The 21,954-nt window shown below is 65.5% G+C and carries 22 protein-coding genes; 11 read left to right on the forward strand and 11 right to left on the reverse strand.

Annotated elements, in window-relative coordinates; all coding sequences use genetic code 11:
- Positions 1 to 5 precede the first annotated feature (5 nt).
- Positions 6 to 1,151: a Gfo/Idh/MocA family protein gene (locus AC1DW9_RS06385; RefSeq protein ID WP_441505015.1), complete on the forward strand. Its 1,146-nt coding sequence runs from the start codon at positions 6 to 8 to the stop codon at positions 1,149 to 1,151.
- Here the strand turns inward: AC1DW9_RS06385 and AC1DW9_RS06390 are convergent, their stop codons facing one another.
- Together AC1DW9_RS06390 and AC1DW9_RS06395 are read right to left on the reverse strand one after the other, a co-directional pair.
- Complete coding sequence (locus AC1DW9_RS06390) at positions 1,152 to 2,228, reverse strand: Gfo/Idh/MocA family protein (protein ID WP_476775086.1); 1,077 nt, start codon at positions 2,226 to 2,228, stop codon at positions 1,152 to 1,154.
- Positions 2,229 to 2,238: 10 nt separating this feature from the next.
- Positions 2,239 to 3,294 carry a glycosyltransferase family 2 protein gene (locus tag AC1DW9_RS06395; RefSeq protein WP_441505017.1) on the reverse strand — a complete coding sequence of 352 codons (1,056 nt, stop codon included), beginning with the start codon at positions 3,292 to 3,294 and terminating at the stop codon, positions 2,239 to 2,241.
- Between the two features lie 165 nt (positions 3,295 to 3,459).
- Between AC1DW9_RS06395 and AC1DW9_RS06400 the strand changes: the two genes are divergently transcribed.
- The gene (locus AC1DW9_RS06400) at positions 3,460 to 4,629 is read left to right on the forward strand and encodes a glycosyltransferase (RefSeq protein ID WP_441505018.1); all 1,170 of its coding nucleotides are present in this window, start codon (positions 3,460 to 3,462) and stop codon (positions 4,627 to 4,629) included.
- A 104-nt stretch (positions 4,630 to 4,733) separates the two neighbouring features.
- Here the strand turns inward: AC1DW9_RS06400 and AC1DW9_RS06405 are convergent, their stop codons facing one another.
- Positions 4,734 to 5,852, reverse strand: a complete 1,119-nt coding sequence (locus tag AC1DW9_RS06405; RefSeq protein ID WP_441491921.1) for an AbrB family transcriptional regulator — start codon at positions 5,850 to 5,852, stop codon at positions 4,734 to 4,736.
- 268 nt (positions 5,853 to 6,120) lie between these two features.
- Between AC1DW9_RS06405 and AC1DW9_RS06410 the strand changes: the two genes are divergently transcribed.
- Both AC1DW9_RS06410 and AC1DW9_RS06415 read left to right on the forward strand, forming a co-directional pair.
- Complete coding sequence (locus AC1DW9_RS06410; RefSeq protein WP_441505019.1) at positions 6,121 to 7,215, forward strand: DMT family transporter; 1,095 nt, start codon at positions 6,121 to 6,123, stop codon at positions 7,213 to 7,215.
- A 27-nt stretch (positions 7,216 to 7,242) separates the two neighbouring features.
- Entirely contained in the window at positions 7,243 to 8,178 is a 936-nt protein-coding gene (locus tag AC1DW9_RS06415; protein ID WP_441505020.1) for an acetamidase/formamidase family protein, read from the forward strand.
- 73 nt (positions 8,179 to 8,251) lie between these two features.
- Here the strand turns inward: AC1DW9_RS06415 and AC1DW9_RS06420 are convergent, their stop codons facing one another.
- On the reverse strand, positions 8,252 to 8,725 hold the full coding sequence (locus AC1DW9_RS06420; protein WP_441505021.1) for an SRPBCC family protein: 474 nt from the start codon (positions 8,723 to 8,725) through the stop codon (positions 8,252 to 8,254).
- A 108-nt stretch (positions 8,726 to 8,833) separates the two neighbouring features.
- On the opposite strand from AC1DW9_RS06420, the gene AC1DW9_RS06425 reads away from it, so the two are divergent.
- Positions 8,834 to 9,367, forward strand: a complete 534-nt coding sequence (locus AC1DW9_RS06425; RefSeq protein ID WP_476775087.1) for a winged helix-turn-helix transcriptional regulator — start codon at positions 8,834 to 8,836, stop codon at positions 9,365 to 9,367.
- A gap of 64 nt (positions 9,368 to 9,431) precedes the next feature.
- On the opposite strand, the gene AC1DW9_RS06430 is transcribed toward AC1DW9_RS06425, so the two are convergent.
- Genes AC1DW9_RS06430 through AC1DW9_RS06440 form a run of 3 tightly spaced genes read right to left on the reverse strand, consistent with a single transcriptional unit; the run spans position 9,432 to position 10,946 of the window.
- A complete protein-coding gene (locus AC1DW9_RS06430; protein WP_441491926.1) occupies positions 9,432 to 10,082 on the reverse strand; it encodes a glutathione S-transferase family protein in 651 nt (216 codons plus the stop codon).
- Positions 10,083 to 10,102: 20 nt separating this feature from the next.
- Positions 10,103 to 10,576 carry an SRPBCC family protein gene (locus tag AC1DW9_RS06435; RefSeq protein WP_441491927.1) on the reverse strand — a complete coding sequence of 158 codons (474 nt, stop codon included), beginning with the start codon at positions 10,574 to 10,576 and terminating at the stop codon, positions 10,103 to 10,105.
- The gene (locus AC1DW9_RS06440) at positions 10,563 to 10,946 is read right to left on the reverse strand and encodes an ArsR/SmtB family transcription factor (RefSeq protein ID WP_441491928.1); all 384 of its coding nucleotides are present in this window, start codon (positions 10,944 to 10,946) and stop codon (positions 10,563 to 10,565) included. Before AC1DW9_RS06440 ends, AC1DW9_RS06435 begins: the two co-directional genes overlap by 14 nt.
- A 178-nt stretch (positions 10,947 to 11,124) precedes the next feature.
- On the opposite strand from AC1DW9_RS06440, the gene AC1DW9_RS06445 reads away from it, so the two are divergent.
- The gene (locus AC1DW9_RS06445) at positions 11,125 to 12,168 is read left to right on the forward strand and encodes a GMP reductase (RefSeq protein WP_441478548.1); all 1,044 of its coding nucleotides are present in this window, start codon (positions 11,125 to 11,127) and stop codon (positions 12,166 to 12,168) included.
- A gap of 21 nt (positions 12,169 to 12,189) precedes the next feature.
- Here AC1DW9_RS06445 and AC1DW9_RS06450 read toward each other — a convergent pair whose 3' ends face one another.
- The 3 genes from AC1DW9_RS06450 to AC1DW9_RS06460 are packed head-to-tail and all read right to left on the reverse strand — an operon-like array spanning position 12,190 to position 15,132.
- A complete protein-coding gene (locus AC1DW9_RS06450; protein WP_441505023.1) occupies positions 12,190 to 12,885 on the reverse strand; it encodes an ABC transporter ATP-binding protein in 696 nt (231 codons plus the stop codon).
- Positions 12,882 to 14,129 carry an ABC transporter permease gene (locus AC1DW9_RS06455; RefSeq protein ID WP_441491930.1) on the reverse strand — a complete coding sequence of 416 codons (1,248 nt, stop codon included), beginning with the start codon at positions 14,127 to 14,129 and terminating at the stop codon, positions 12,882 to 12,884. The genes AC1DW9_RS06450 and AC1DW9_RS06455 overlap by 4 nt, the downstream gene beginning before the upstream one ends.
- A gap of 4 nt (positions 14,130 to 14,133) precedes the next feature.
- Positions 14,134 to 15,132: an efflux RND transporter periplasmic adaptor subunit gene (locus tag AC1DW9_RS06460; protein WP_441505024.1), complete on the reverse strand. Its 999-nt coding sequence runs from the start codon at positions 15,130 to 15,132 to the stop codon at positions 14,134 to 14,136.
- A gap of 155 nt (positions 15,133 to 15,287) precedes the next feature.
- Here AC1DW9_RS06460 and AC1DW9_RS06465 point away from each other — a divergent pair, with 155 nt between their 5' ends.
- The 4 genes from AC1DW9_RS06465 (at position 15,288) to AC1DW9_RS06480 (ending at position 19,538) form a co-directional block, all read left to right on the forward strand.
- Entirely contained in the window at positions 15,288 to 15,977 is a 690-nt protein-coding gene (locus tag AC1DW9_RS06465; RefSeq protein ID WP_441491932.1) for a TetR/AcrR family transcriptional regulator, read from the forward strand.
- 141 nt (positions 15,978 to 16,118) lie between these two features.
- A complete protein-coding gene (locus AC1DW9_RS06470; protein ID WP_113516799.1) occupies positions 16,119 to 17,153 on the forward strand; it encodes an amino acid ABC transporter substrate-binding protein in 1,035 nt (344 codons plus the stop codon).
- 184 nt (positions 17,154 to 17,337) lie between these two features.
- Positions 17,338 to 18,501: an amino acid ABC transporter permease gene (locus AC1DW9_RS06475; protein ID WP_441491933.1), complete on the forward strand. Its 1,164-nt coding sequence runs from the start codon at positions 17,338 to 17,340 to the stop codon at positions 18,499 to 18,501.
- On the forward strand, positions 18,498 to 19,538 hold the full coding sequence (locus tag AC1DW9_RS06480; RefSeq protein WP_441491934.1) for an amino acid ABC transporter permease: 1,041 nt from the start codon (positions 18,498 to 18,500) through the stop codon (positions 19,536 to 19,538). Before AC1DW9_RS06475 ends, AC1DW9_RS06480 begins: the two co-directional genes overlap by 4 nt.
- A gap of 101 nt (positions 19,539 to 19,639) precedes the next feature.
- Here AC1DW9_RS06480 and AC1DW9_RS06485 read toward each other — a convergent pair whose 3' ends face one another.
- Positions 19,640 to 20,176, reverse strand: coding sequence for a GcrA family cell cycle regulator (locus AC1DW9_RS06485; RefSeq protein ID WP_113516797.1), 537 nt, complete (start codon positions 20,174 to 20,176; stop codon positions 19,640 to 19,642).
- A 533-nt stretch (positions 20,177 to 20,709) separates the two neighbouring features.
- On the opposite strand from AC1DW9_RS06485, the gene AC1DW9_RS06490 reads away from it, so the two are divergent.
- Positions 20,710 to 21,930 (forward strand): acetylornithine transaminase, encoded by a 1,221-nt coding sequence (locus tag AC1DW9_RS06490; protein ID WP_476853293.1) that lies wholly within the window; start codon positions 20,710 to 20,712, stop codon positions 21,928 to 21,930.
- Positions 21,931 to 21,954 lie beyond the last annotated feature (24 nt).

Raw genomic sequence — 21,954 nt, forward strand, 5'->3', positions numbered from 1 at the left:
CCGTGATGAAGATCGCGCTTATCGGCACAGGATTCGTGGCCGATTACTACATGACCACGCTGGCCAACCATCCCGGGCTTCAGCTTGCCGGCGTCTATGATCGCTCGCCGGACCGCCTCCGTGCGTTCTGCGCCTTTCACGGCGCGAGGCCTTATGAAAGCCTGGAGGCCGTGCTCGCCGAGCCGCAGGTCGACATCATCGTCAACCTGACGACGCCCGAAAGCCATTACGAGATCACCAGGCAGGCGCTCGCCGCAGGCAAGCATGTCTATTGTGAAAAGCCGCTGGCCATGCAGCTCGAGCAGGCCAGCGAACTCGTCGCCCTTGCGGATGCCGCTGGATTGACGTTGGCCACCGCACCGGCGAACGGCCTCAGCGATGCTCATCGGCTGGTGAGAGATGCGCTCTCGCAGGGGGCCATCGGAACGCCGCGGCTGATCTATGCCGCCATGGAGGACGGCCCGGTCTTCCGGGGCAATTGGGCGACCTGGCGGTCGCGTTCCGGCGCACCATGGCCTGGCCTGCATGAGTTCGAGATCGGCTGCACGCTGGAGCATGCGGGCTACGCACTGTCCTGGCTCGTGTCGCTCTTCGGCGCGGTCGAAGCCCTGACCGCGTTCTCCGCGGTGACATTCCCGGACAAGGGGCCCGGCACCGAGACCATCACCATGGCCCCAGATTTCTCGGTCGGCTGCCTCACCTTTCGCTCCGGTCCCGTCGCCCGGTTGAGTTGTGGCCTGGCCGCACCCAAGGACCGCTCGCTGCAGATTCTCGGAGACAAGGGAACGATCACGGTCCGCGACCTCTGGGACAACCGATCCGCAATCCATCTCGAGCGCACGGATGCAACGCGCAGCCTCCCCCGTCTGCTGGCGAACCGCGTCGAGGCGCGGCTCGGCCGCTTCCTGACCTGGAAGCCGGAGCCCGGCCGCAAACTCGCCTACCCCGCCGCCACGGGCCGGTCCGCGCTGCCGGCTTTCCCCTCGCAAATCGATTTCGCGCGCGGCATCGCCGACCAGGCAAACGCGATTGCGGCGAAGCAGAAGCCCGTCTTCTCGGGCGCGCTCGCACTCCACATCACCGAGCTTGCGCTCGCGTTGAACAATGCCCGCGACCTGCCGCAGCCCTATCGGATGCAGAGCCGTTTCTGATCAGAAGGTTTTGACTGGCGGCTGCGCCAGGACCGTCTCGATGATATTCAGTACGGCCGCGCTTTCGGTGAGCGGCATGATTGCGCAGCCAGTCTCGCCGCTCCGAACGGCATCCATCACGGCACGGGCCTGGAACTGCAGTCCATTGCCGGCAAAGCTGTAGATCTCTCGGGTGCGTCCCGGCATCGGCAGGCGGTCGAGCAGCTTTCCGGCCGGTCCATTCCGGAGCCGTGGCCCTCGCCACGAGCTCCCAAGTGCCGCGGTGGTATAATGGGTCAGCCGCTGCGCCTTGAGGAAGGGCGTATCCAGACGGATCGCGCCTGCGGCCCCCTCGATCACGAACTGGTTTCCTCCATTGCGATCAAAGCCGCAGGAGAGCTCCGCCAACGCCTCCCGATAGTGCAGGACGATCTCGCAACGCCGGTCGACGCCACTGCGCGCCTCCAACCACCGACCTGTGACGCGCTCGGGACTGCCAAGCCAATGCAAGGCAAGCGAGACCGGATAGACTCCAAGGTCGAATGCCGAGCCTCCGCCCAGCGCGGGGTCGAAGAAGCGGCTGCCGGGGATGTCCTCGCGGACATAGGAGAGATCCGCCCGAATGCGCCGAACCTTGCCGATCCGCCCCGCCGCCACCTGCTCGCGCGCCGCCACCACGGCCGGCAGGAAGCGCGTCCACATCGCCTCCATCGCGAAGACGCGATGCGCCCGGCTCGCCTCGATCACGCTGTGAACATCGGCCGCGGTGAGGGCGATCGGCTTTTCGATCAAGACCGGCTTGCCGGCAGCAATACCCCGGAGGCCCTGTGCGACATGCAAGGCGTTCGGCGTCGCGATGTAGAGCGCATCGATGGCCGGATCGGCGAGAAGGGTCTCGGCATCGCCATAGGCGACGGTAGCGCCGAACTCGGCCGCAAAGGCTTGCGCCTTCTCCAACGCACGGGACTGGACCGCGCCGATCCGCGCGTCCGGCAGCAACGCGAGATCGGCCGCAAACTGCCGCGCGATCACGCCGGTTCCGATAATGCCCCAGCAAAAGCGCTCCGCTCCGATCGGAGCTGCATCACCGCTCGCCATGCCGCACGTCCTAGTTCTTGTCCGGCTTGCGGTACTGCTCGTTGCTGACGCCGAGCTCCGACATCAGGCGACCGAGCGCCACCTGCGCGTGATAGAGCCCGATCGTCGCCGAGCCGGTGCGCAAGCCGAGCGCGAGCCCGCGAAAGGGTGAGGCTGCGAGCAGCGCTAGACTCTTCGCCAGAACCCTGAGCCGCCCCCGCGCCGATGGATCGAGTCGACGCTCGATCGTGGCCGAGATCGCGCCGTTGCGCAGGCTGCGGGCCGCGATCCAGCTGAATTCCGTGCGGCGCCTCGGCATGGTCTCGCGCATCGCGGCGTCCTGGACCCACCAGAAACGGAAGCCGGCTTCCTTGCTGCGTCGGAAGAAGTCACTGTCGCCGCCGCCGGTGAAATCGAAGCTCTCGTCGAGAAAGGGGAAGCCAAGTGCCTCCAGCACCTCGCGCCGGATCAGGTAGTTGGCGCTCGAGAACAGGATCGGCACTTCGCCCGAGACAGCATAATGCGATCGAAAGACCGGGTGTGCGCTCAGCCAGGCTCGCGATTGATCCTCGAAGACCGGGGTCACCGAGCCGCCGAAGAGCTGGGCCGGCGCAGTTGCCGCAGCACGCAGAAAAGCGTCGAGCCACAGCGGCAGCGCCTCCTCGTCGTCATCGATGCCGAGGACCTGCTTCAGCGCGGGAAGGCGGGTCAGCCCGCAGCGCCAGGCGGCATTATAGGCCTTGCAGTTGCCCTGTCGCGGCTCGACGATGACATATCCCTTGAACAGCCCTGCAGCGTGAAGGGCACTCGCCCGCTCCGCACCGGCGCGTTCGACGCCTTCGTTCTCGACGACGATGATCGCAAAATCATGCCCGCCCTGCTGCGCGGCCAGAGAGCGCAAAGTGCGCTCCAGCAGCTCCGGCCGCTTGAAGGTCGGCACGCAAATCACGCTTTCGACGCCTTGCAGCGCCGCCTCTGGCGAAGCTGCGACGATCTCGAAGGTCTCGGGTGCATCGAAGCCGGGAATGGCGGGGCGTCGCGAGGCGCCTTCCAAATTGCCGGCGGAATGATGGAGGGGGTCAGCCATGGTGCCCCAGCATGCCACATCTCCGCTTAAGGTTCGGTGTCGGCGATCCTGCGCCGGCGCGCACACTCCCACACCTGATGTTCAGGATAGTTCGTCGCCGAACTTGACCCGACCGAACATCTGACGCCTCTCTCACGGCCATCCCTATCGTCAGGATCGGCCCCGTTGCGTCTTGCCTTCATCACCTCGCTGATCCCGGTTGCAAGGCCCAATACCGGCTTCGAGATCGCCAATGCCGCAATCCTCGATGCGCTGCGCTCCGCAGGGCACGAGGTCACCGCCTTCGGTTTCCTGCGTCCGGGCGAAGTGCCGGCCGACCCCTCTCAGGCCATGGTGATCGGCGCCGTCGATATCGAGAATGCGGTCGCGCCCGCCAGCCGCAAGCTGCAATGGCTCGGATATGCGCTCAGCCACGGCCTGCCTGTCGCCTGCGCCAAGCTGCGGCTCGCCGGCGCCGGCAAACTGGTCGAGGCAGTAAGGGCGCGCGGCCCGTTCGACGCGCTGATTCTCAACTCGGTGATGCTGCCTGGCGCCTTTCCGGAGCTGACCACGCTCGGGCCCTGCGTGCTGGTGGAACATAATATCGAGCATGTCTCCGCCCGGCAGAATGCAGCGCATGCCGGCACCGGGCTGATGAGTTGGCTCTATGCCCGCGAGGCCAGGTTGCTGGAAGCCGTCGAGACGCGCCTCTGGAACGAGGTGAGCTATATCTGGACGCTGGCCGAGGAGGACCGACGCGCACTCGGCTCTGCCGCAGGGAAGGCGGCGGTCCTGCCACTCGTCTCGGGCAGTGGCCCGCAGCCGGCCGCCATGGCGGAGCCGGTCGCACCGGCCTTCGACATCGGCATGATCGGAACCTGGACCTGGCAGCCGAACTTCATCGGTCTCGACTGGTTCTTGCGCGAGGTCGCTCCGCTCCTTCCGACCGATATCTCGGTTGCCGTCGCCGGACGCCTTCCGGCGGAGATGCCACCGGTCCCGGCCCAGGTGCGACTGATCGGGCGCGTCGCTGACGCGAATACCTTCCTCCAATCCTGCCATGTGCTGGCCTTGTCGAGCCGAGCCGGAACCGGCGTGCAGCTGAAGACGATCGAGGCGATGCAGCTTGGCATGCCAGCCGTGGCGACGACACTCTCCTGTCGCGGCTTTACAGCCCTGCCGGCGAATTTCTCGCTCGCGGACGAGCCGGTGGCTTTTGCCCAGGCCCTGACCGAACGGGTGCGAAGCGCGCGCGGGGGAAACCCGCAGCGCATCGATGGAGCGGCGTTCATGGCCATCCAGAGGGCCGCCCTGGCGAGCGCACTGGCCGCCGGGCTCGAGGCCGCGCGCCGCTAGATCACGGGGCCGGATATCGTATCAGACCCGACGACCTCATCGTCTGCGTTAGCGTCGGCTTTCCCGGGAATCGCAGTCCACTTTCCCGGCCGATGCCTTGGGCGCTACTCGGCCGGCGCGGTCTCGGTCTTGCGCTTGTCGCCGAGGATCAGGCCGAAGACCGGCCCGGCGCCGACCATGACCAGGAAGACGCGAATGATGTGATGGGCCGCGACGAAGGCGACTTCTGTGTGGAGCGCCAGCGCAATCAGGCTCATTTCAGCCAACCCGCCCGGTGAATAGGCCAGGATCAGCGGCACGTGACCATAGATCGAAACCTTCGAGACGCCCCAGGCGAAGGCAATCGTCAGGGCGAGCAGCACCGCCGTCGAGCCGACCGAAAGCAGCAGGACGCGCAGGATGACGCTCGGCGAGGTGCCGACAAAGCGGCAGCCGACCGTGACGCCGAGCACGAGCTGGGCTGCGTTGACGACCTGGAAGGGCGGGGCGGAATCGCTCCAGCCGAGGAAATGGACCAGCGCACTGACCACCATCGGGCCGAGCAGGTGCTTGGCCGGCAGCCGCAGCAGATGTCCGAGAATGACCCCGAAGACGCCACAGCCGATAAGCCAGAGCTCGGCGAAAAGCGGTGTCTGCGCCAGCGAGGGGCCGGCATTGCGCGTTGCCGACAGCGAGACACCCTCGATCGACTGAACGATGAACGGCAGGGTCATCACCACAAGCAGAACGCGCGCCGAGTGGATCAGCGCGATGATGCGGGCATCGCCGCCCTTCTCCTCGCCGAGGAGAACCATCTCCATCAACCCGCCCGGCATGCCGGCGAAAAAGGCGGTCACCCGGTCGAAGCCGGCGACGCGGCGGAAATAGGTGACGCAGCACAGGCCGCAGGCGGTCATGAACAGAACGAGGCCAATCAGCGTCGGCAGCCAGTTCGGCAATTGCGCCACGAGATCGGGGCGAAAGCCCGCACCGAGCATCACGCCAATCACAGCGCTCATCGGGGGGCGAATGACGCCGGGCGCGGAGACCGGCGCCTTGAGCAGCGCGGCGACCGTGCAGAACACCATGGAACCCAGCATCCAGGGCAGTGGCAACTTCGCCTGCACGAAGAGCCAGCCGCCGAAGCCGCCGAGCGCAAGGGCGAGGCCAAAACGGCGATAGGGGAAGCGCCGGGGAGAGAGCGAACGCAGACCGCTCACAAAATCGGACAGCAATTCCCGCATGCGTCTGTCGTGCCCTTCAACCCGCCGACGGCCGGAAATGCGTCGATGGTGGCACGGCTCCTACACCGCTTCGGCCGACGCATACAGTCCGCCGATGGAATGTCGGCTCCGCGACCCGAACGGGTCGGCGCATGACGGCCACCTTCCATCACAACCCCGCCATGCCCACTGACCATCTGGTCAGGACGTCGAAGATCATCAATGGTTTCAGGGCATTTGCGATGTGAAGAGCCGGGGGCGCGATCGCGCTCGGCCAATGGTTCGGGCGATGAGCGAAGACCGGCTTTCCGAGCAGCGGCGCGGCTCGGGTTCTGACGATGGTGTCGGCGAGCTGTCGACGCCGTTACGGCACGCATCGCCGGAGGATTCCGAACCTCCAGAATCAAGAGGCGACGAGGCTCCGCCTATCGTGCTGGCCGCCATTCCCGGCGTGATCGAACCCGGCCCTTCCGGCTGGTTCGCCGGCCGCCGGCACCGGCTGAGGCATTGGTGGCGCGGCTCGACACCGAACCTGCGCGGTTCGGTCTACATGCTGTCGTCGATGCTGGTCTATGCGGTGATGGTCGGGCTGATCAAGCATATCGGCTCAGCCATTCCGCTGGTCCAGACACTGCTGATCCGACAGGTGATCATGAGCGTCATCGTCATCGCCTTCGCGGCCAACCAGCTGCCAGCCATGATGCGGACCTCGCGCCTGGGGCTGCAGGTCTTCCGTGGGTTGATCACGCTCGCTTCGATGCTCTGCGGCTTCAGCGCCATCATCTACATTCCGCTGGCTCAGGCGACCGCGATCGGATTCAGCCAGGTTCTGTTCGTCACCATCGCCGCGGTGCTGCTGCTGAAGGAGAAGGTCGATGGCCGCCGCTGGGTCGCGACCATCATCGGTTTCATCGGCGTCATTATCATGCTCAATCCATCGGCGCAGGGGCTGAACATCTACGCGCTGATGTCTGTCGCGGGCGCGTTTCTCGGGGCGGGCATCACCATCAGCGTGCGCAAGCTGGCGGCGACGGAACGGACCGACACGATCCTGATCTACCAGGGCATCGTGCTGATCATCGTGCTCGCCGTGCCGACCTGGATCTTCTGGGTCCAGCCGACCGCCGAGCAATGGCTCTCGCTGATCCTGCTCAGCCTGTTCGGCACGGCAGGGCAATGGCTGATCACGCGCGCCTATCAGGTCGGGGAGGCAGCCGCGCTCGCTCCGCTGGATTTCACGCGCCTGCTGCTGGCGAGCTTCACCGGCTTCGTCTTCTTCTCCGAGATTCCGGCGCTCACCACTTGGATCGGCGCCACCTTCGTGATCGGGGCAACGCTCTACACGATGCGCAAGAACGCCCGGCCGCTTGCCCCTCCCGCCTGATCTTCGCGCTCGCTACAGGATGCCCTCGTGATCCATCACCAGCTCGATGCCGGACCGAAGACCTGCCACTGGGGTTTCTTCGACGCTGCCTTGCCGCCCGTTCTGACGATCGCGAGCGGCGACAGCGTCACCATCCGCACGATCAACGGCGGCACGGGAGAGCAGCCGAAATCGGGTTTCCATGTTCTGCCCGAAACTCACGAGATTCACGCGAAGGTCGAGCGCCCGATGCCGGGCCATATCCTCACCGGCCCGGTCGCGGTGAGGGGAGCAAGGCCCGGCCATGTCCTCGAAGTGCGCATCCGCGAGGTCAAACTCCGCACCGATTGGGGCTACACGTTCATCAGGCCTCTCGCCGGCACCCTGCCGGAAGAGTTCGACACCTATAAGCTTGTCCATATCGGGCTCGATGCCGAAAGGAATCTGGCGCATCTGCCCTGGGGCATGGAGCTGCCGCTCGCGCCGTTCTTCGGCGTGATGGGCGTGGCTCCGCCCGCGCATTGGGGCCGGCAGAGCTCGCTGGTGCCGCGCGCCTTCGGCGGCAATCTCGACAACAAGGAACTGGGACCGGGGTCGACGCTCTATCTCCCCATCTTCGTCGAAGGTGGGCTATTCTCCTGCGGCGATGGCCATGGCGCCCAGGGCGACGGCGAGGTTTGCGTCACCGCGATCGAGACCGCCCTGGAAGGCACCTTCGAGTTCATCCTGCGCGAGGACTTGAGCTTCACTACGCCGCGCGCCGAGACGCCGACGCATCACATCACCCTGGGCATCGACCCGGATCTCGACATCTGTGCTCAGAAGGCGCTGCGCGAGATGATCGTCCTGATCTGCGCACGCACCAAACTGACGCGGGAGGAGGCCTATATGCTGTGCAGCCTCGCGGCTGACCTGCGTGTGACCCAGACGGTCAACGGCTCCAAGGGCGTGCACTGCATGCTGGCGAAGAGCCTGGTGGCCTGACTCCCGGCAAGGCACTGGGAGGAGGAATTGCGCCTCCTCTCCAGGCTTTCGACCCCTATGGCGGGCACGAGGATCAGACCGCCGCCGCGGTACGCTCGAGCTCCTGAGCCAAACTCTCAAGCAACTCGCGGGAGCCGGCCTCGCGCGTGGGTACCTCATCCTTGCCGTCGAGGAAGGCAGCCTGTTCGGTATAGACGAGGCGGGTGCCCGATCCGACCGGAATGAGCTCGACCGTCGCCAGCGACGCGGAAATCGGCTCGCCTGCGATCGTCATGGTGTAGGCGGAGACGATACGGCGATCGGGCACGATATCCTGAAAGGTCGTGTCGTTGCTGATCGGCGGGCCGCCCTGATAGCGGAAGCTGCTGCGCTCGGAGCCCCCGATCCGGAAATCGACATCGAAGCGCTCGATGCTCCAGCCTTCGCCCTCGGCAAACCAGCGGCGCTTCTGCGCCGGATCGGCAAAGGCTGCGAAGACCCGGGAGGGGGAAGCGGCATAATCGCGTGCAATGACGAAGCTGGCGTGAGTGACGGTGCGGTCAGACATCTTTTTCTCCAAATCAGAACCAGTTGCTTTTTGCAACTGGTTGCAAGCTAGGGAGACTGATCTCATAATGCAAGCGGTATTTGAAAGCCGGCTTTCGGGAGACTGCGCATGACCGACGATCCTCGCTCGGGCTGTCCGATCAACCTCACCCTCGAGGTGGTCGGTGACAAATGGAGCTTGCTCATCATTCGCGACATGATGTTCGGCAACCGTCGGCACTTCCGGGAATTGCTGCTGCATTCCAAGGAGGGCATCTCGTCCAACATCCTGGCCGACCGGCTGAAAACGCTGCTCGACCAGGGCATCATCACCAGGAGCGACGACCCGAGCCACAAGCAGAAGGTGACCTACAGCCTGACGGAGAAGGGCATCGGGCTCCTGCCGGCGCTGGCCCAAATGTCGTGCTGGGGGCTGAAATTCCTGCCGGTCAGCGAGGAACTCTCGATCCGCGCCGAACTGCTCGCCGAGGGCAGACCCGCCCTCTGGGAAGAGTTCATGGACGAACTGCGCGAAAGCCATCTCGGCCAGCCCAATCCGCGACGCTCAAATCCCGGCTGGCTCAGCGTCGGCACGCGCCTGCGGGCCGCCTATGACGCCGTGGTCGCGCGCAAGGCGGCCGAGGCGCTCGCCGACGCAAGCTGAAGGCATGCGTCATCGCGAGCGGCACAATGTGCAGTCATGATGCAAGGGATGTTCGCGATAGCCGCTAGCCGCGTGGAAACATATGCAGGTAGGGCGCGGCCTCTCGCAGCACGCGCATATAGGACGGGCGCTCCAGCAGCCGGTCGAAATAGGCTGCGACGGCCTTGTGCGTGTCGCGGAACGGGAGCACGAGCTCGGAATAATAGAGCGCCGGCGCGGCAGCGCAGTCAGCCATGGTGAAAGCATCCCCTGCGGCCCAGCGCCGTCCGGCCAGCGTATGCTCGAGCACGTCATAGGCCGTCTGGAGCCGTTTCCTTGCCTGTTCCACGCCGGTCGGATCCTTGCCGTCGGCCGGCCTGATGCGGTCACCGACGATCTTCTGCATGGTCTCATTGAGATAAATGTCGAAGAAGCGGTCCTGCAGCCGGGTTTCGAGCGCGTGTCCGGCATCGTCAGGGATCAGCCTGAGCGCCCCCGGATAGGTCTGGTCGAGATAGTCGATGATGATGCTGGACTCAGGCACGATGCGGCCCCGCGCTTCATCCTGCAGCAGCGGGAATCGACCCATCGGCCAGAGCTGCAGCAGAGCCATGCGCTGTTCCGGATCACCCAGGTCGACAAGCTTTGGCGTGAAGGGTGTGCCGTTCTCATAGAGCGCGATCACCACCTTCTGGCAGAACGAGGACAGCGGGTGGAAATGCAGCGTCAGGGACATGGTCGAGCCTCCGTGAGACATCAGGCAGCGGCGGACTGGCGCTGCAATTCGTGGGCGAGATTGTCGAGGCCGATGCGGGTGCCGTGTTCCCGTTCCTCCGGGCGGTCGTAACCGTCGAGGAAGGCAGCCTGCTCGGTAAAGACAAGCCGCGTTTGCGCGCCTTCAGACCTGAACAGAACGGTCGCCAGCGACACCGATATACGCCGCTCGGCCAAGCGCATCGCATAGGCGTAGACGATACGGGTGCCGGGCACGATATCCTGGTAGACCGCGTCATAGACATGGTCGACGCCGTCGGAATCCCGGGTCGTCGAATGCTCCTGGCCGCCGACCGAGAAGTCGAGCGTATGTGCGCCGGCCGCCCAGTCGTCATGGCAGGCGAACCAGCGCCGCTTGATCGCCGGATTGGCCCAGGCCGCGAAAACGCGGGCAGCGGAGGCGTCATAGACGCGCTCGATGGTGAAGGTGGCGTGCGTGACACTATGATCTGTCATCCCGTGCTCCTCTGCTCGATGCCGGGCTTCCGTCATCCGGCTCGTCCGGATTTTCTGCGAGATAGGCGCCCAGGCGATCGAAGCGCCGCTCCCACAGCATCCGGCGCTCGTTGATCCAGCGTTCGGCGGCGCGCAGGGCCTGGGTCTCGATATGGCAGGTCCGGACGCGGCCCTGCTTCTGCGAGCGGACGAGGCCGCTTTCCTCGAGCACGGCGAGATGCTGCACAACGGCCGACAATGTCATCGCCAGCGGGGCGGCAAGCTCGCTCACGGACGCCGGCCCATCGCACAGGCGTTCCACCATCAGCCGGCGGGTCGGGTCCGCCAGGGCCTGGAACATCAAGTCGAGTTGCGCCGGTTGGTGAAGCATACGCTTAAGTATCTTGAGGCAGCGAGTCCGTCCAGAATTATTTTAGCAACTGCTAAAGTGTTGCCGCGAACGGCCGCTGCACGCCATTTGCGTCCAAGGCCCCGGACCGGCTATGAGTCCCGGCACGCCTCCTCAGCGTGCGCCCGAATTCCGCGCCAAAGCAGCCGAGGCTTCCATCATGCGTATCGAGAACGATCCCAAGCTCGACTTCCGAGACGTCCTGATCCGGCCCAAGCGGTCGACACTGGGCAGCCGCGCCCATGTCGACGTCAACCGCACGTTCCGCTTCGCCCATACAGGCAAGGACTGGACCGGCTTCCCGTTGATCGCCGCCAACATGGATGTGGTCGGCACCATGGGCATGGCGCGCGCCTTGCTGAAGCACGGCGCGATGGTGGCCCTGCACAAGCATTACGATGCCGACGATCTGATCGCCTTCTTCAAGGAGAAGGAGTCGGCCAACGCCTTCTATTCGCTCGGCACCACCGAGACCGATCACGAGAAGCTGAAGCACGTCCATTCCAAGGCGCCGATCAGCAAGATCTGCCTCGATGTCGCCAATGGCTACACCGAAAAATTCGTCGACACCGTCAAGGCGACCCGCGAAGCCTTCCCGCATGCGGCGATCATGGCCGGCAATGTCGTGACCGGCGACATGACGGAAGCGCTGCTTCTTGCCGGCGCCGACATCGTCAAGGTCGGCATCGGCCCCGGCTCGGTCTGCACCACCCGCAAGATGACCGGCGTCGGCTATCCGCAGCTCTCCGCCATCATCGAATGCTCCGATGCGGCCCATGGCCTGAAGGGTCTGGTCTGCGGAGATGGCGGCTGCACTGTGCCGGGCGATCTCGCCAAGGCCTATGGCGGCGGTGCCGATTTCGTCATGCTCGGCGGCATGCTCGCCGGCCATGACGAATGCGAGGGCAAGATCCGGTACGAGGAGCACGACGGCAAGAAGGTTCCGGTCGCGATGACCTTCTACGGCATGTCCTCGGACACGGCGATGAAGCGCTATTCCGGCGGCGTCGCCAAATACCGCGCCTCGGAAGGCAAGACCGTCGAGGTGCCCTATCGCGGCCCGGTCGAGGGCACGATGCAGGAACTGATGGGCGGCGTGCGCTCGGCGATGACCTATATCGGCGCCGTGCGGCTGAAGGAGATGCCCAAGCGCACCACCTTCATCATGGTCGGCAGCCAGCTGAACACGGTGTTCGGCACCTGAGGCGCTCGCGCGGGCGGCGGCTCAGCCCTCCGTCGGGGTTTCGTCCTCGGTCACCCGGCCATCGACGAGATGGATGCGCCGTCCGATCCGCGCCGCCATCTCCAGGTCATGCGTCACCGCGATCACGGTCTTGCCGCGCTCACGCACCAGCGCGTCGAGAATCGCGAAGACCTGCTCGGAGTTCTTGCTGTCGAGGCTGCCGGTCGGCTCATCGGCGAGCACGAGAGGCGGGTCGTTGGCGAGAGCACGGGCGACCGCGACACGCTGGCGCTGCCCGCCCGAAAGCTGGTCCGGCCGCTTGTGGAGATGGTCGACGAGGCCGAGCGCCTCGAGCAGTTGCGTCGAGCGCTCGCGCATCGCTCCAGACGTCAGGCGCCCGAGCCGGCGCATCGGGATCTCGACATTCTCGCGCACGGTGAATTCCGGCAGCAGGAAATGGAACTGGAAGACGAAACCGAGAGTCTCCAGCCTGATCCGCGCCTTCTCCCGTTCGCCGAGCCCATCGGTGTCGCGGCCGCCGATGCGGAGCAGGCCGGTTGTCGGCCGGTCGAGCAGGCCAAGCAGATAGAGCAACGAGGATTTGCCCGAGCCGGACGGGCCGGTGATGGCGACGAATTCGCCCTCGCCGATCGTCAGCGTCACGTCCTGCACCAGGGTCACGGGCACGGCGGCCGGGAGCACGCGCGTCAGGCCGGCTGCTTCGATCAGCGCCGTCATGTCGCCCCCCGGATAATATCGACCGGGTTGAGCCGCGCCGCCTGCCGCGCCGGCAGATAGCCGGCTATCCCGGCCGAAACCAGGGCGAACCCGGCCGCAATCAGGTAATGCCAGGGGCTCCAGGCCAGCGGCAGCCGCGTGATCTCCTGCACCACTGAGGCCCCCGAGAGTTCGAAGCGGACGAGCGAGAGCGCGAAGCACAGGGCAAGGCCGACCGCCCAGCCGATCAGCGAACCTCCAGCCCCGAGCACAAGCCCCTCCAGGAGGAACAGACGGCGCATGTCGGTTTCCGTGAAGCCAAGCGACTTCAGGATGGCGATGTCGCGCGCCTTCTCATGGGTGATGGTCGAGATGATGTTGAAGATGCCGAAGCCGGCGACCAGCAGGATGGCGCCGACGACGGTGTACATGATGACATTGCGGATCACCAAAGCCTCGAGCAGCGACTCGTTCGCCTCCTGCCAGGCGACCGCCTTGTAGCCGATCAGCGCCTCCGCGCGCCGTGCCACCTGGGGAGCGGAAGCGGGATCGTCGAGCTTCAGGCGGATCTCGTTGATCGCGTTCGGCCGCTCGCTCAGGATCTGAGCGTTCTTGAGCAGAACATAGCCCTCTCCCTCGTCACGGGCGGTCGTTCCGGTATGGAACAGGCCGACGATCTTGAAGGCACGGGTCTGGCCGGTGGAGGAGACCACCGTCACGGTTGTTCCGAGTTCGGCACCAAGACGCTGGGCCAGGCGGTCGCCGACGACGATGTTGTTGCCCCCGGCGATCAGCGAGGTGAAGCTCCCCTGGCGGAAATCCCTGGCGATCGACGAGACGCGCATTTCGGCCTGCGGCTCGATGCCGATGATGCCGATGCCGACATCGCGCCCGGCATAGCGCACCACCCCTTGCGTCTTCAGGCCCGATGCCATCCGGCCGGGAACCCAGGCTCTCAGCAGTGCCGTCGCTTCGGTCGGGTTGAGGATACCGCGACGATCGTCCTTGGGTCTCAGCCCGGCGATCTGAACCGATGCGAACTGGTCCTGCGCGGGTTGCCGGCGTGCGGCGCGCCGTTCGTCGGTGATGGCGACATGCGGCATGGTGTCGACGAGCCTCGCGACGAAATCGTCCTCGCCCCCCTGCATCAGGGCCGCCATGGCGATGGAGAAGCCGACCCCGAGCGCCACGCCGAGCACGGCGACGAGCGTCTGCCGACCGCGCCCGAGGATATGCGTCAAGGCAAGATCGAGGATCAGCCGCATGGCCTCACCCTCCCTGAGCCCTGACGTGCGCGCCGTCACTGAGACGGTCGGGATAGGGCGCAACGACGCGCGCCGTGTCCGGCACCCCCGAGAGAACCTCCACCTCGCTCGTGCCGCGGATACCGATCGTCAGTTCGCGGCGGCGCACGACATCGCCCTCGACGACGAATACCGCATTGTCGTGCACGGCGTTGTTCGGCAGCAGCAGGGCATTCTGCGACACCCGCACGATGACATTGATCTCGACTGTCATGCCGATCATCACGGGCGTCTCATCCGGCAAAGACAGATAGACACGATAATTCTTCGCGATCGGATCGCCCTTGGGCGTGATACTGTCGACCGTGGCTTCAAGCTTCCGGCCCGGGAAGGCATCGGCCGTCAGCAAGACATTCTGGCCGACCTTGACCTGGGGAATGTCCTCCTCGTTCACCTCGGCGACGACGCGCAGCGGCTTCGCCTCGCCAATCCAGAACAGCACCGTGCCGGGCTCGGCGATCTCGCCAACCTCGCCGTCGCGGCGCAGGACGGTGCCACGCATCGGCGCGCGGAGCAGATAGTTCTCCAGCCGGGCAGTCTGGCCTGCGACAAGCGCCGCGGCCTGGCCGATTTCGCTGCGGGCGCGATCAAGCGCCTGCTGGGTGACGACCTTGCGCTCGACAAGCGTCGAAAGCCGCTCAAGCTCCGTCGAGGCAAGGGCATGGCGCGCCTTCATTTCGGCCAGCGTCGCCTCGGCCTGGGCCCTGTCCAGCCTGGCCAGAATCTGCCCCTCCTCGACCCGGGTGCCTTCGCAGTTGCAGAGTTCGACGATGCGTTCGCGGATGAGCGGGGTCACCTTGGCCCAGGTCCGAGGCTCGACGACGCCCGTCGCATAGACGATGGCCGCCGCGTCGCCACGCTTCGCCAGCACGCTGGAGACCTGCGCCGGCCGGGTGGCGGACCAGTAGGCCGCAGTCGCGACGGCGAGCGCGGCTAGGACGAGCAGACGACGAACGAGCTTCAAGGCATCCCTCCCAGGAGGAGGCGGCGGCAGCAGCAGCATGGCGCGACGCGATTATTCATTGCCCCCGCATCGATCCAGGCGCTAAAGTTACAGACCGACCGTCGGTCATTTTACAGACCGACGGTCGGTCGTCAAGTTGGAGAGACCGAACCGGCATGCCCCGCGTGGTGAAACACCCCGATGATCGCAGGAACGAGCTGCTCGACTGCGCCCAGGCGCTGTTCTTCGAACGCGGCTACGAGCGCACGACGATCAACGATGTGATTGCACGTGCCGGCATCTCGAAGGGCGGTTTCTATCACCACTTCACCGCCAAGGAGGACCTGCTTGCCGCTTTGGCGTCTCGGCTCGCCCTGACCTCGGTCGAACGCCTCACGGATTTGACGGAGGCGCCCGATCTCCCACCGCTTGCGCGATTGAACGGCTTTCTGGCGCGCGCCCGGCAAATCAAGCTCGAGGATGCACCCCGGCTCAGAGCGACATTCGATGTCCTCTTCAAGCCCGAGAACATCGTGCTCTATCACCGCATCAACGCAACCGTGATCCCGCTCGCGGTCCCGGTGCTCACCCGCATCATCGCGGCGGGGAAGGCCGAAGGCGTGTTCAAGGTGCCCGATGCCGGAATCGCAGCCGAGATCGTGCTGCATCTCAGCGCCACCAGTCACGACGCCATGGCCCGGGCGATCTCGGCATCGGGAACCCCGGACGCTCCGGCGGCGATCGATGCGCTCGATCAGCAGCTGCGTTTCCAGGGCATCGCCATTGACCGCATCCTCGGACTGCCGGACGGCAGCGTCACCTATGTCGAAGACGGATTCGTGCAGGCCATCATGACCGCGCAGTGATGCACCGATGACGGTGCCGCCAGCCGTCTTCCACTCGACATCGCATCCGGGATTCGAATTCCACCCACTCCCCTTCGCCGCTCAGCTGTTGCATAGTCGCGCCACCATGCAGAAAGCCGCCCAGGCTTCGGGGGAATGACAATGACGAAGATGATGATCCTGGGGGCCGCAGCCGCCCTCGCAGTCGCGGCGACCTCCGCCCATGCGCAACAGCTGGCGCCGAGCCCGACGCTGGATGCCATAAAGGCTCGCGGGCATCTCGAATGCGGCGTGCATCTCGGCCTGCCCGGCTTCTCCTTCGCCAATGACAAGGGCGAGTGGACGGGGCTCGATGTCGATTACTGCAAGGCACTGGCTGCGGCCGTGCTGGGCGATGCCACCAAGGTGAAGTTCACGCCGACCTCGGTTCAGCAGCGCTGGCCGATCCTGCAATCGGGCCAGGTCGACCTGCTCTCGCGCAACTCGACCATCACCTTCTCGCGCAACGCGACCTTGGGCCTGAACTTCCAGGGCATCAATTTCTACGAAGGCCAGACCTTCATCGTCCGCAAGTCGACCAATGCCAAGACGGCGGCCGATCTCGACGGCGCCTCGGTCTGCGTCGCAGCCGGCTCGACCGAAGAGAAGAACGCGGCTGACTGGTTCCGCGAGCGCAACCTCAAGGTCACGATCACCAATTTCCAGAAGAACGACGACGCCATCGCCGCCTATGATGCCGGCCGCTGCGACGCCTATACCGCCGGCGTCGGCGCGCTCGCCGGCCAACGCGCCAAGCTCAAGGTCCCCGACGAGCACATCATCCTGACCCAGCCGATCTCGAACGATCCCCAGGGGCCGGTAACGCGCTACGGCGACGAGCGCTGGCAGCTGATCGTGCGCTGGGTGCTGAATGGCACCATCGCCGCCGAGGCGCTCGGTGTCACCTCGGCCAATGTCGATGAGATGAAGGCCAATTCGAAGAACTCGGAAGTCCGCCGCCTGCTTGGCGTCGAAGGCGGTTTCGGCGCGATGATGGGCCTGCCGGACGACTGGATGTACAAGGCCATCAAGCAGGTCGGCAATTATGGCGAGAGCTATGAGCGCTCGGTCGGCATGGGCTCGCCGCTGAAGCTCGAGCGTGGCCAGAACCAGCTCTGGACCAAGGGCGGCTTGCTGTTCACGCCGCCTTTCCAGTGAGAACCACGGCATCAGGCGCCTGACGGTGCTTCGAGAAACCGGGCGTCATTCCGGGCAGGCGGCGAAGCCGTACAGCTCCGGAAGCCATCGCAGCGCGCAGCGCCTTTCGATGGTTTCCGGGCCTGCGCTACGCTCCGCAAGGAATGGGGCCCCTCCTTCGCCACTTGTCTAAGAGGCGGCAACCGTGGCCAGCGTTCTGTCCTTCATCAACGACAAGCGGGTGCGCGACCTGTTCTATCAGGTCGCGCTCGTGCTTGGGCTCGTCGGCGCGATCGTCTGGTTCGTGCGCAACGCCTCGGAGAACATGGTCAAGGCCGGCATCGCGTCGGGCTTCGACTTTCTCTGGCGCACTTCGGGGATCGAGGTTCCCTTCGTCCTGACCGGCTACACCCAGCAGGACAACATCCTCGCGCTGTTCTGGGTCGGCATCGCCAACACGATGCTCGTCACGGTGATCGCGATCGCGCTCGCCACCGTGCTCGGCTTCATCATCGGCATCGCGCGGTTGTCCTCGCACTGGCTGCTCTCGACGATTGCCGGTGCCTATATCGAGTTCGTCCGCAATATCCCGCTGCTGTTCTTCGTCCTGTTCTGGTATTTCGGCGTGATCGCGGCCCTGCCGGCGCCACGCGCCTCGCTGAGCCTATTCGGCGTCGCCTTCCTCAATAATCGCGGCCTGACGATGCCGCTGCCCGACTCGCCGGCGCCCTTCCGCTGGGCATTGGCGATCATGCTCCTGTCCTGGCTCATACAGTGGCTGGTGATGCGCTGGGCACGCCGGCGCAAGGAGGAGACCGGCCGCGATGCGCCCGTGCTCATGCTGGGCATCCTGTTCGTCCTGATCGTGCCCGCTCTGGCCGTCACCTGGGCCGGACTCGCCGTGCGCTGGGACGTGCCGGTGCTGCGCGGCTTCAATTACCGCGGCGGCTTCGTCGTGATCCCCGAATTCGTCGCGCTGCTGGCGGCCCTCGTCACCTATACGGCGGGCTTCATCGCCGAGATCGTGCGCGGCGGCATCCAGGCCGTGCCGCATGGCCAGAGCGAGGCGTCTGCAGCGCTCGGGCTGCGTCCCGGCCAGATCCTGCGGCTCGTCGTCATCCCGCAGGCGCTGCGCGTGATCGTGCCGCCGATGACCAACCAATATCTCAACGTGCTGAAGAACTCGTCCTTCGGTGCGGCCATCGCCTATCCCGACGTCGTCAGCCTGTTCATGGGCTCGGCGCTGAACAATACCGGGCAGGCGATCGAGATCATCGCCATGACGCTAGCGGTCTATCTGGTGATCGGGCTTGCCGTCTCCGCCTTCATGAACTGGTACAATGCCAGGATCGCGCTGGTGACCCGATGAGCGCAGCGACCTTTCCGCTCTGGCGCCAGAGGCTGTTCGGCACGCCGGCAACCGCCGCCCTCACAGTGGTCCTCGCACTCGGCATCGCCTGGGTCGCGGTCCCGCTGATCCGCTGGGCGCTGATCGACGCGACCTGGTCCGGCACCACGCGCAATGATTGCACCGGCAGCGGTGCCTGCTGGGTCTTCATTCGGGCCCGCTTCGGCCAGTTCATGTATGGGCTCTATCCCGTCGACGAGCGCTGGCGGGCCGATCTCACCGGAGCAATCTTCGCACTCTCTGGGCTCGGCCTCTATCTCTCGCCGAAATCCATGCGGATCCGGCTCGCGATCCTGGCGCTGATCATCCTGCCACCGCTCGGCGTCTGGCTGCTTGCCGGCGGGTTCGGTCTGCGCCCGGTCGAGACGCGCGAGTGGGGCGGGCTGATGCTGACGCTCTTCATCTCGGTCTATTCCAGCCTGATCGCGATCCCGCTCGGCATCCTGCTCGCGCTTGGACGCCAGTCGCAGCTCAAGGTGGTGCGGCTGATCAGCGTGCTGTTCATCGAGTTCTGGCGCGGCGTGCCGATCATCGCGGTCATCTTCCTCGCCTCGCTGCTGCTGCCGCTGATCCTGCCGAGCGGCACGGGCATCGACCGCCTGGCGCGCGCCGTGATCGGGCTCGGCCTCGTCATCGCCGCCTATATGGCCGAAGCCGTCCGCGGCGGATTGCAGGCGCTTCCCTCCGGCCAGCGCGAGGCCGCAACCGCGCTGGGACTGACCTATTGGAAGGCAACCGGGCTGATCGTTCTGCCGCAGGCCTTGCGGATTTCGCTGCCGGCGATGACCAACGAATTCATCGCGCTGATCAAGAACACGACGCTCGTGCTCGTCGTCTCGATCCTCGACCTGCTCGGCATCGCCCAGGCCTCGCTTGCCGACCCCAACTGGGTCGGGATGAACATGGAGGCCTATGCCTTTGCCGGGGCGATCTATTGGCTGATCTGCTACGCGCTATCGCGCTGGAGCAAGCGCCTCGAGCGACGCAAACTGGGTTAAGCGACCGTAAAGTCGGGATCACCCGCTCCGCTCCCGCGGGCCCCAATGAAAAAGCCGGCCTTGCGGGGCCGGCTTCGATTTCAGATCCAAGGAGCCTTGGCTCAGGCGCGCACGACCTTGCGGTCGCGACGGCGATCGGCCGCGGGCTGATAGGCAATCCGGGCGTGGTAGCTGCAATAGGGCATGCCGGTCTGCGAACGGCCGCCGCAGAAGCGGAATTCCGCCGTGGTCGGGTCGCCCATCGGCCAGCGGCACATATATTCGCGCAGGTCCATGATGGTGACCCGATCGGAGAACGGCACCACGACGTCCTCAGGCAAAGCCGGCGCCTGTTGTGCCTCGACCTCGACCTCGGGCTCATATTGCGGCGCGAGCGCATTGGCGCCACGGGTCATGCCGGCATTGCCGCCGACAGGATGGCTCGGCGCGCGGGTCGGCGCCTTGCGGGGGCGCGGCGTCGACGAAGCGGCCGGGCTCTTGGCTCGCCCGGAAAGACCAAGCCGGTGCACCTTGCCGATCACGGCATTACGCGTGACGTTGCCGAGTTCGCCCGCAATCTGGCTGGCGCTCAGTCCGTCGCTCCAGAGCTTCTTGAGAAGCTCGACGCGTTCGTCCGTCCATGCTCCGACGTCGTTCATGGCTTCACCTGTCTCATCGGGCCAGCTCCTTCACGGAACCGGCCTATGGGCCGATCGTGGGCGGAATCCGAAACCGGCAGCTCCCGCTGTTAAACGGAGGCCGTTACACCCGGAATTGACGGTACAGGAGACGCCGCACGAGATGTCGTATCTGACAAACCGGACCATACAAGATGCCGGGACTCGGCCACAAGAGTCCCCGAATCGGAAATTGGTTTTTCCCCAGCCATTCGCGGATCGCGGGTCAAGCCCCACCTGCGGAGCAACTGACCTTACGGCGCGGAATTGACAGCGGGGACCGGTTTTGCATAGTCTCGCCGACCTAGCCGCCCTTCCACGGGCGGCGCTTATGTTTTTGACGGATCAAGGTCTTCTTGGTGATGCGGATGACGGCGCGACGAGACGTCGGGAACTGGCTGCGACGATAATGTCGCCGGCGGGTCGCAGAGGGCTGCCAATTCTTGCCCCGCGACTCCGTTCTTCCATCCAGCGCCCACCCGTTCTCATTCGCCCTTCCGTGAGGATCGCCTGTCATGACCCCTGCTCCCTTTAATCCCTCCCAGTCCGTGCTGTTGCCGACCTATGCTCGCGCGCCGATCGCGCTTGAGCGCGGCGAAGGCGCCTGGGTGGTCGCCTCGGACGGCCAGCGCTATCTCGATTTCGGCGCAGGCATCGCCGTCAATGCGCTCGGCCATGCGCATCCGCATCTGGTCCAGGCGCTGACCGAGCAGGCCTCGCGCATCTGGCACACCTCAAACCTCTACAGCATGCCGGAAGGAGAACGGCTGGCCCGGCGGCTCTGCGAGGCGACCTTCGCGGAACGGGCGTTCTTCACCAATTCCGGCGCCGAGGCCAATGAGTGCGCCATCAAGATGGCGCGCAAGTACCATGCTGCGAAAGGCCATCCCGAGCGCTATCGCATCATCACCTTCGAGGGCGCCTTCCACGGTCGTACGCTTGCGACCATCGCTGCCGGCGGCCAGCAGAAATATATCGACGGCTTCGGCCCGAAGGTCGACGGCTTCGACCAGGTGCCCTTCGACGACGAGGCCGCGCTGAAGGCCGCGATCGGGCCCGAGACGGCTGCGCTGATGATCGAGCCGATCCAGGGCGAGGGTGGCCTGCGCTCCGCGCCCGTGCGCTTCCTCAAGCTGCTCCGCGAGCTCTGCGACACGCATGGCCTGATGCTGATCTTCGACGAGATCCAGACCGGCGTGGGGCGCACCGGCAAGTTCTTCTCCTATGAGCTCTCGGGCGTCGAGCCCGACATCATGGCGATCGCCAAGGGCATTGGCGGCGGGTTCCCGATGGGCGCCTGCCTCGCCACCGAGGAAGCGGCTTCGGGCATGACGCTCGGCACGCATGGCACGACGTTCGGCGGCAATCCGCTCGCCATGGCGGTCGGCAATGCCGTGCTCGATGTCGTGCTGGCGCCGGGCTTCCTCGATCACGTCCAGCAGATGAGTCTGCGCCTGCGACAGTCGCTGGCCCAGCTCAGGGATCACCATCCCGACGTGATCTCGGAGATCCGCGGCGAGGGGCTGATGATCGGCCTGAAGCTCAACACGCCGAACACCGATTTCGTGGTCGAGGCGCGTGCGGCCGGGCTGCTGGTCGTCGCAGCCGGCGACAATGTCGTGCGCCTGCTGCCGCCGCTGGTCATCACCGAGGCCGATGCCGCGGAGGCGATCGTGCGGCTCGAAAGGGCTGCGCAAGCGGTCGAGGCCACCCTGAAGCGACCGGCGGCCGAATAACGAACCCTCCGCCCACGGCACGTT

The organism is Allobosea sp. P4_E12, assembly GCF_056401655.1.

Coding starts and splice junctions, on each gene's coding strand:
- AC1DW9_RS06385 (WP_441505015.1), top strand. CDS start 6: ATGAAGATCGCGCTTATCGGCACAGGATTCGTGGCCGATTACTACATG.
- AC1DW9_RS06390 (WP_476775086.1), bottom strand. CDS start 2,228: ATGGCGAGCGGTGATGCAGCTCCGATCGGAGCGGAGCGCTTTTGCTGG.
- AC1DW9_RS06395 (WP_441505017.1), bottom strand. CDS start 3,294: ATGGCTGACCCCCTCCATCATTCCGCCGGCAATTTGGAAGGCGCCTCG.
- AC1DW9_RS06405 (WP_441491921.1), bottom strand. CDS start 5,852: ATGCGGGAATTGCTGTCCGATTTTGTGAGCGGTCTGCGTTCGCTCTCT.
- AC1DW9_RS06410 (WP_441505019.1), top strand. CDS start 6,121: ATGAGCGAAGACCGGCTTTCCGAGCAGCGGCGCGGCTCGGGTTCTGAC.
- AC1DW9_RS06420 (WP_441505021.1), bottom strand. CDS start 8,725: ATGTCTGACCGCACCGTCACTCACGCCAGCTTCGTCATTGCACGCGAT.
- AC1DW9_RS06425 (WP_476775087.1), top strand. CDS start 8,834: ATGACCGACGATCCTCGCTCGGGCTGTCCGATCAACCTCACCCTCGAG.
- AC1DW9_RS06430 (WP_441491926.1), bottom strand. CDS start 10,082: ATGTCCCTGACGCTGCATTTCCACCCGCTGTCCTCGTTCTGCCAGAAG.
- AC1DW9_RS06435 (WP_441491927.1), bottom strand. CDS start 10,576: ATGACAGATCATAGTGTCACGCACGCCACCTTCACCATCGAGCGCGTC.
- AC1DW9_RS06440 (WP_441491928.1), bottom strand. CDS start 10,946: ATGCTTCACCAACCGGCGCAACTCGACTTGATGTTCCAGGCCCTGGCG.
- AC1DW9_RS06445 (WP_441478548.1), top strand. CDS start 11,125: ATGCGTATCGAGAACGATCCCAAGCTCGACTTCCGAGACGTCCTGATC.
- AC1DW9_RS06450 (WP_441505023.1), bottom strand. CDS start 12,885: ATGACGGCGCTGATCGAAGCAGCCGGCCTGACGCGCGTGCTCCCGGCC.
- AC1DW9_RS06455 (WP_441491930.1), bottom strand. CDS start 14,129: ATGCGGCTGATCCTCGATCTTGCCTTGACGCATATCCTCGGGCGCGGT.
- AC1DW9_RS06465 (WP_441491932.1), top strand. CDS start 15,288: ATGCCCCGCGTGGTGAAACACCCCGATGATCGCAGGAACGAGCTGCTC.
- AC1DW9_RS06470 (WP_113516799.1), top strand. CDS start 16,119: ATGACGAAGATGATGATCCTGGGGGCCGCAGCCGCCCTCGCAGTCGCG.
- AC1DW9_RS06480 (WP_441491934.1), top strand. CDS start 18,498: ATGAGCGCAGCGACCTTTCCGCTCTGGCGCCAGAGGCTGTTCGGCACG.
- AC1DW9_RS06485 (WP_113516797.1), bottom strand. CDS start 20,176: ATGAACGACGTCGGAGCATGGACGGACGAACGCGTCGAGCTTCTCAAG.
- AC1DW9_RS06490 (WP_476853293.1), top strand. CDS start 20,710: ATGACCCCTGCTCCCTTTAATCCCTCCCAGTCCGTGCTGTTGCCGACC.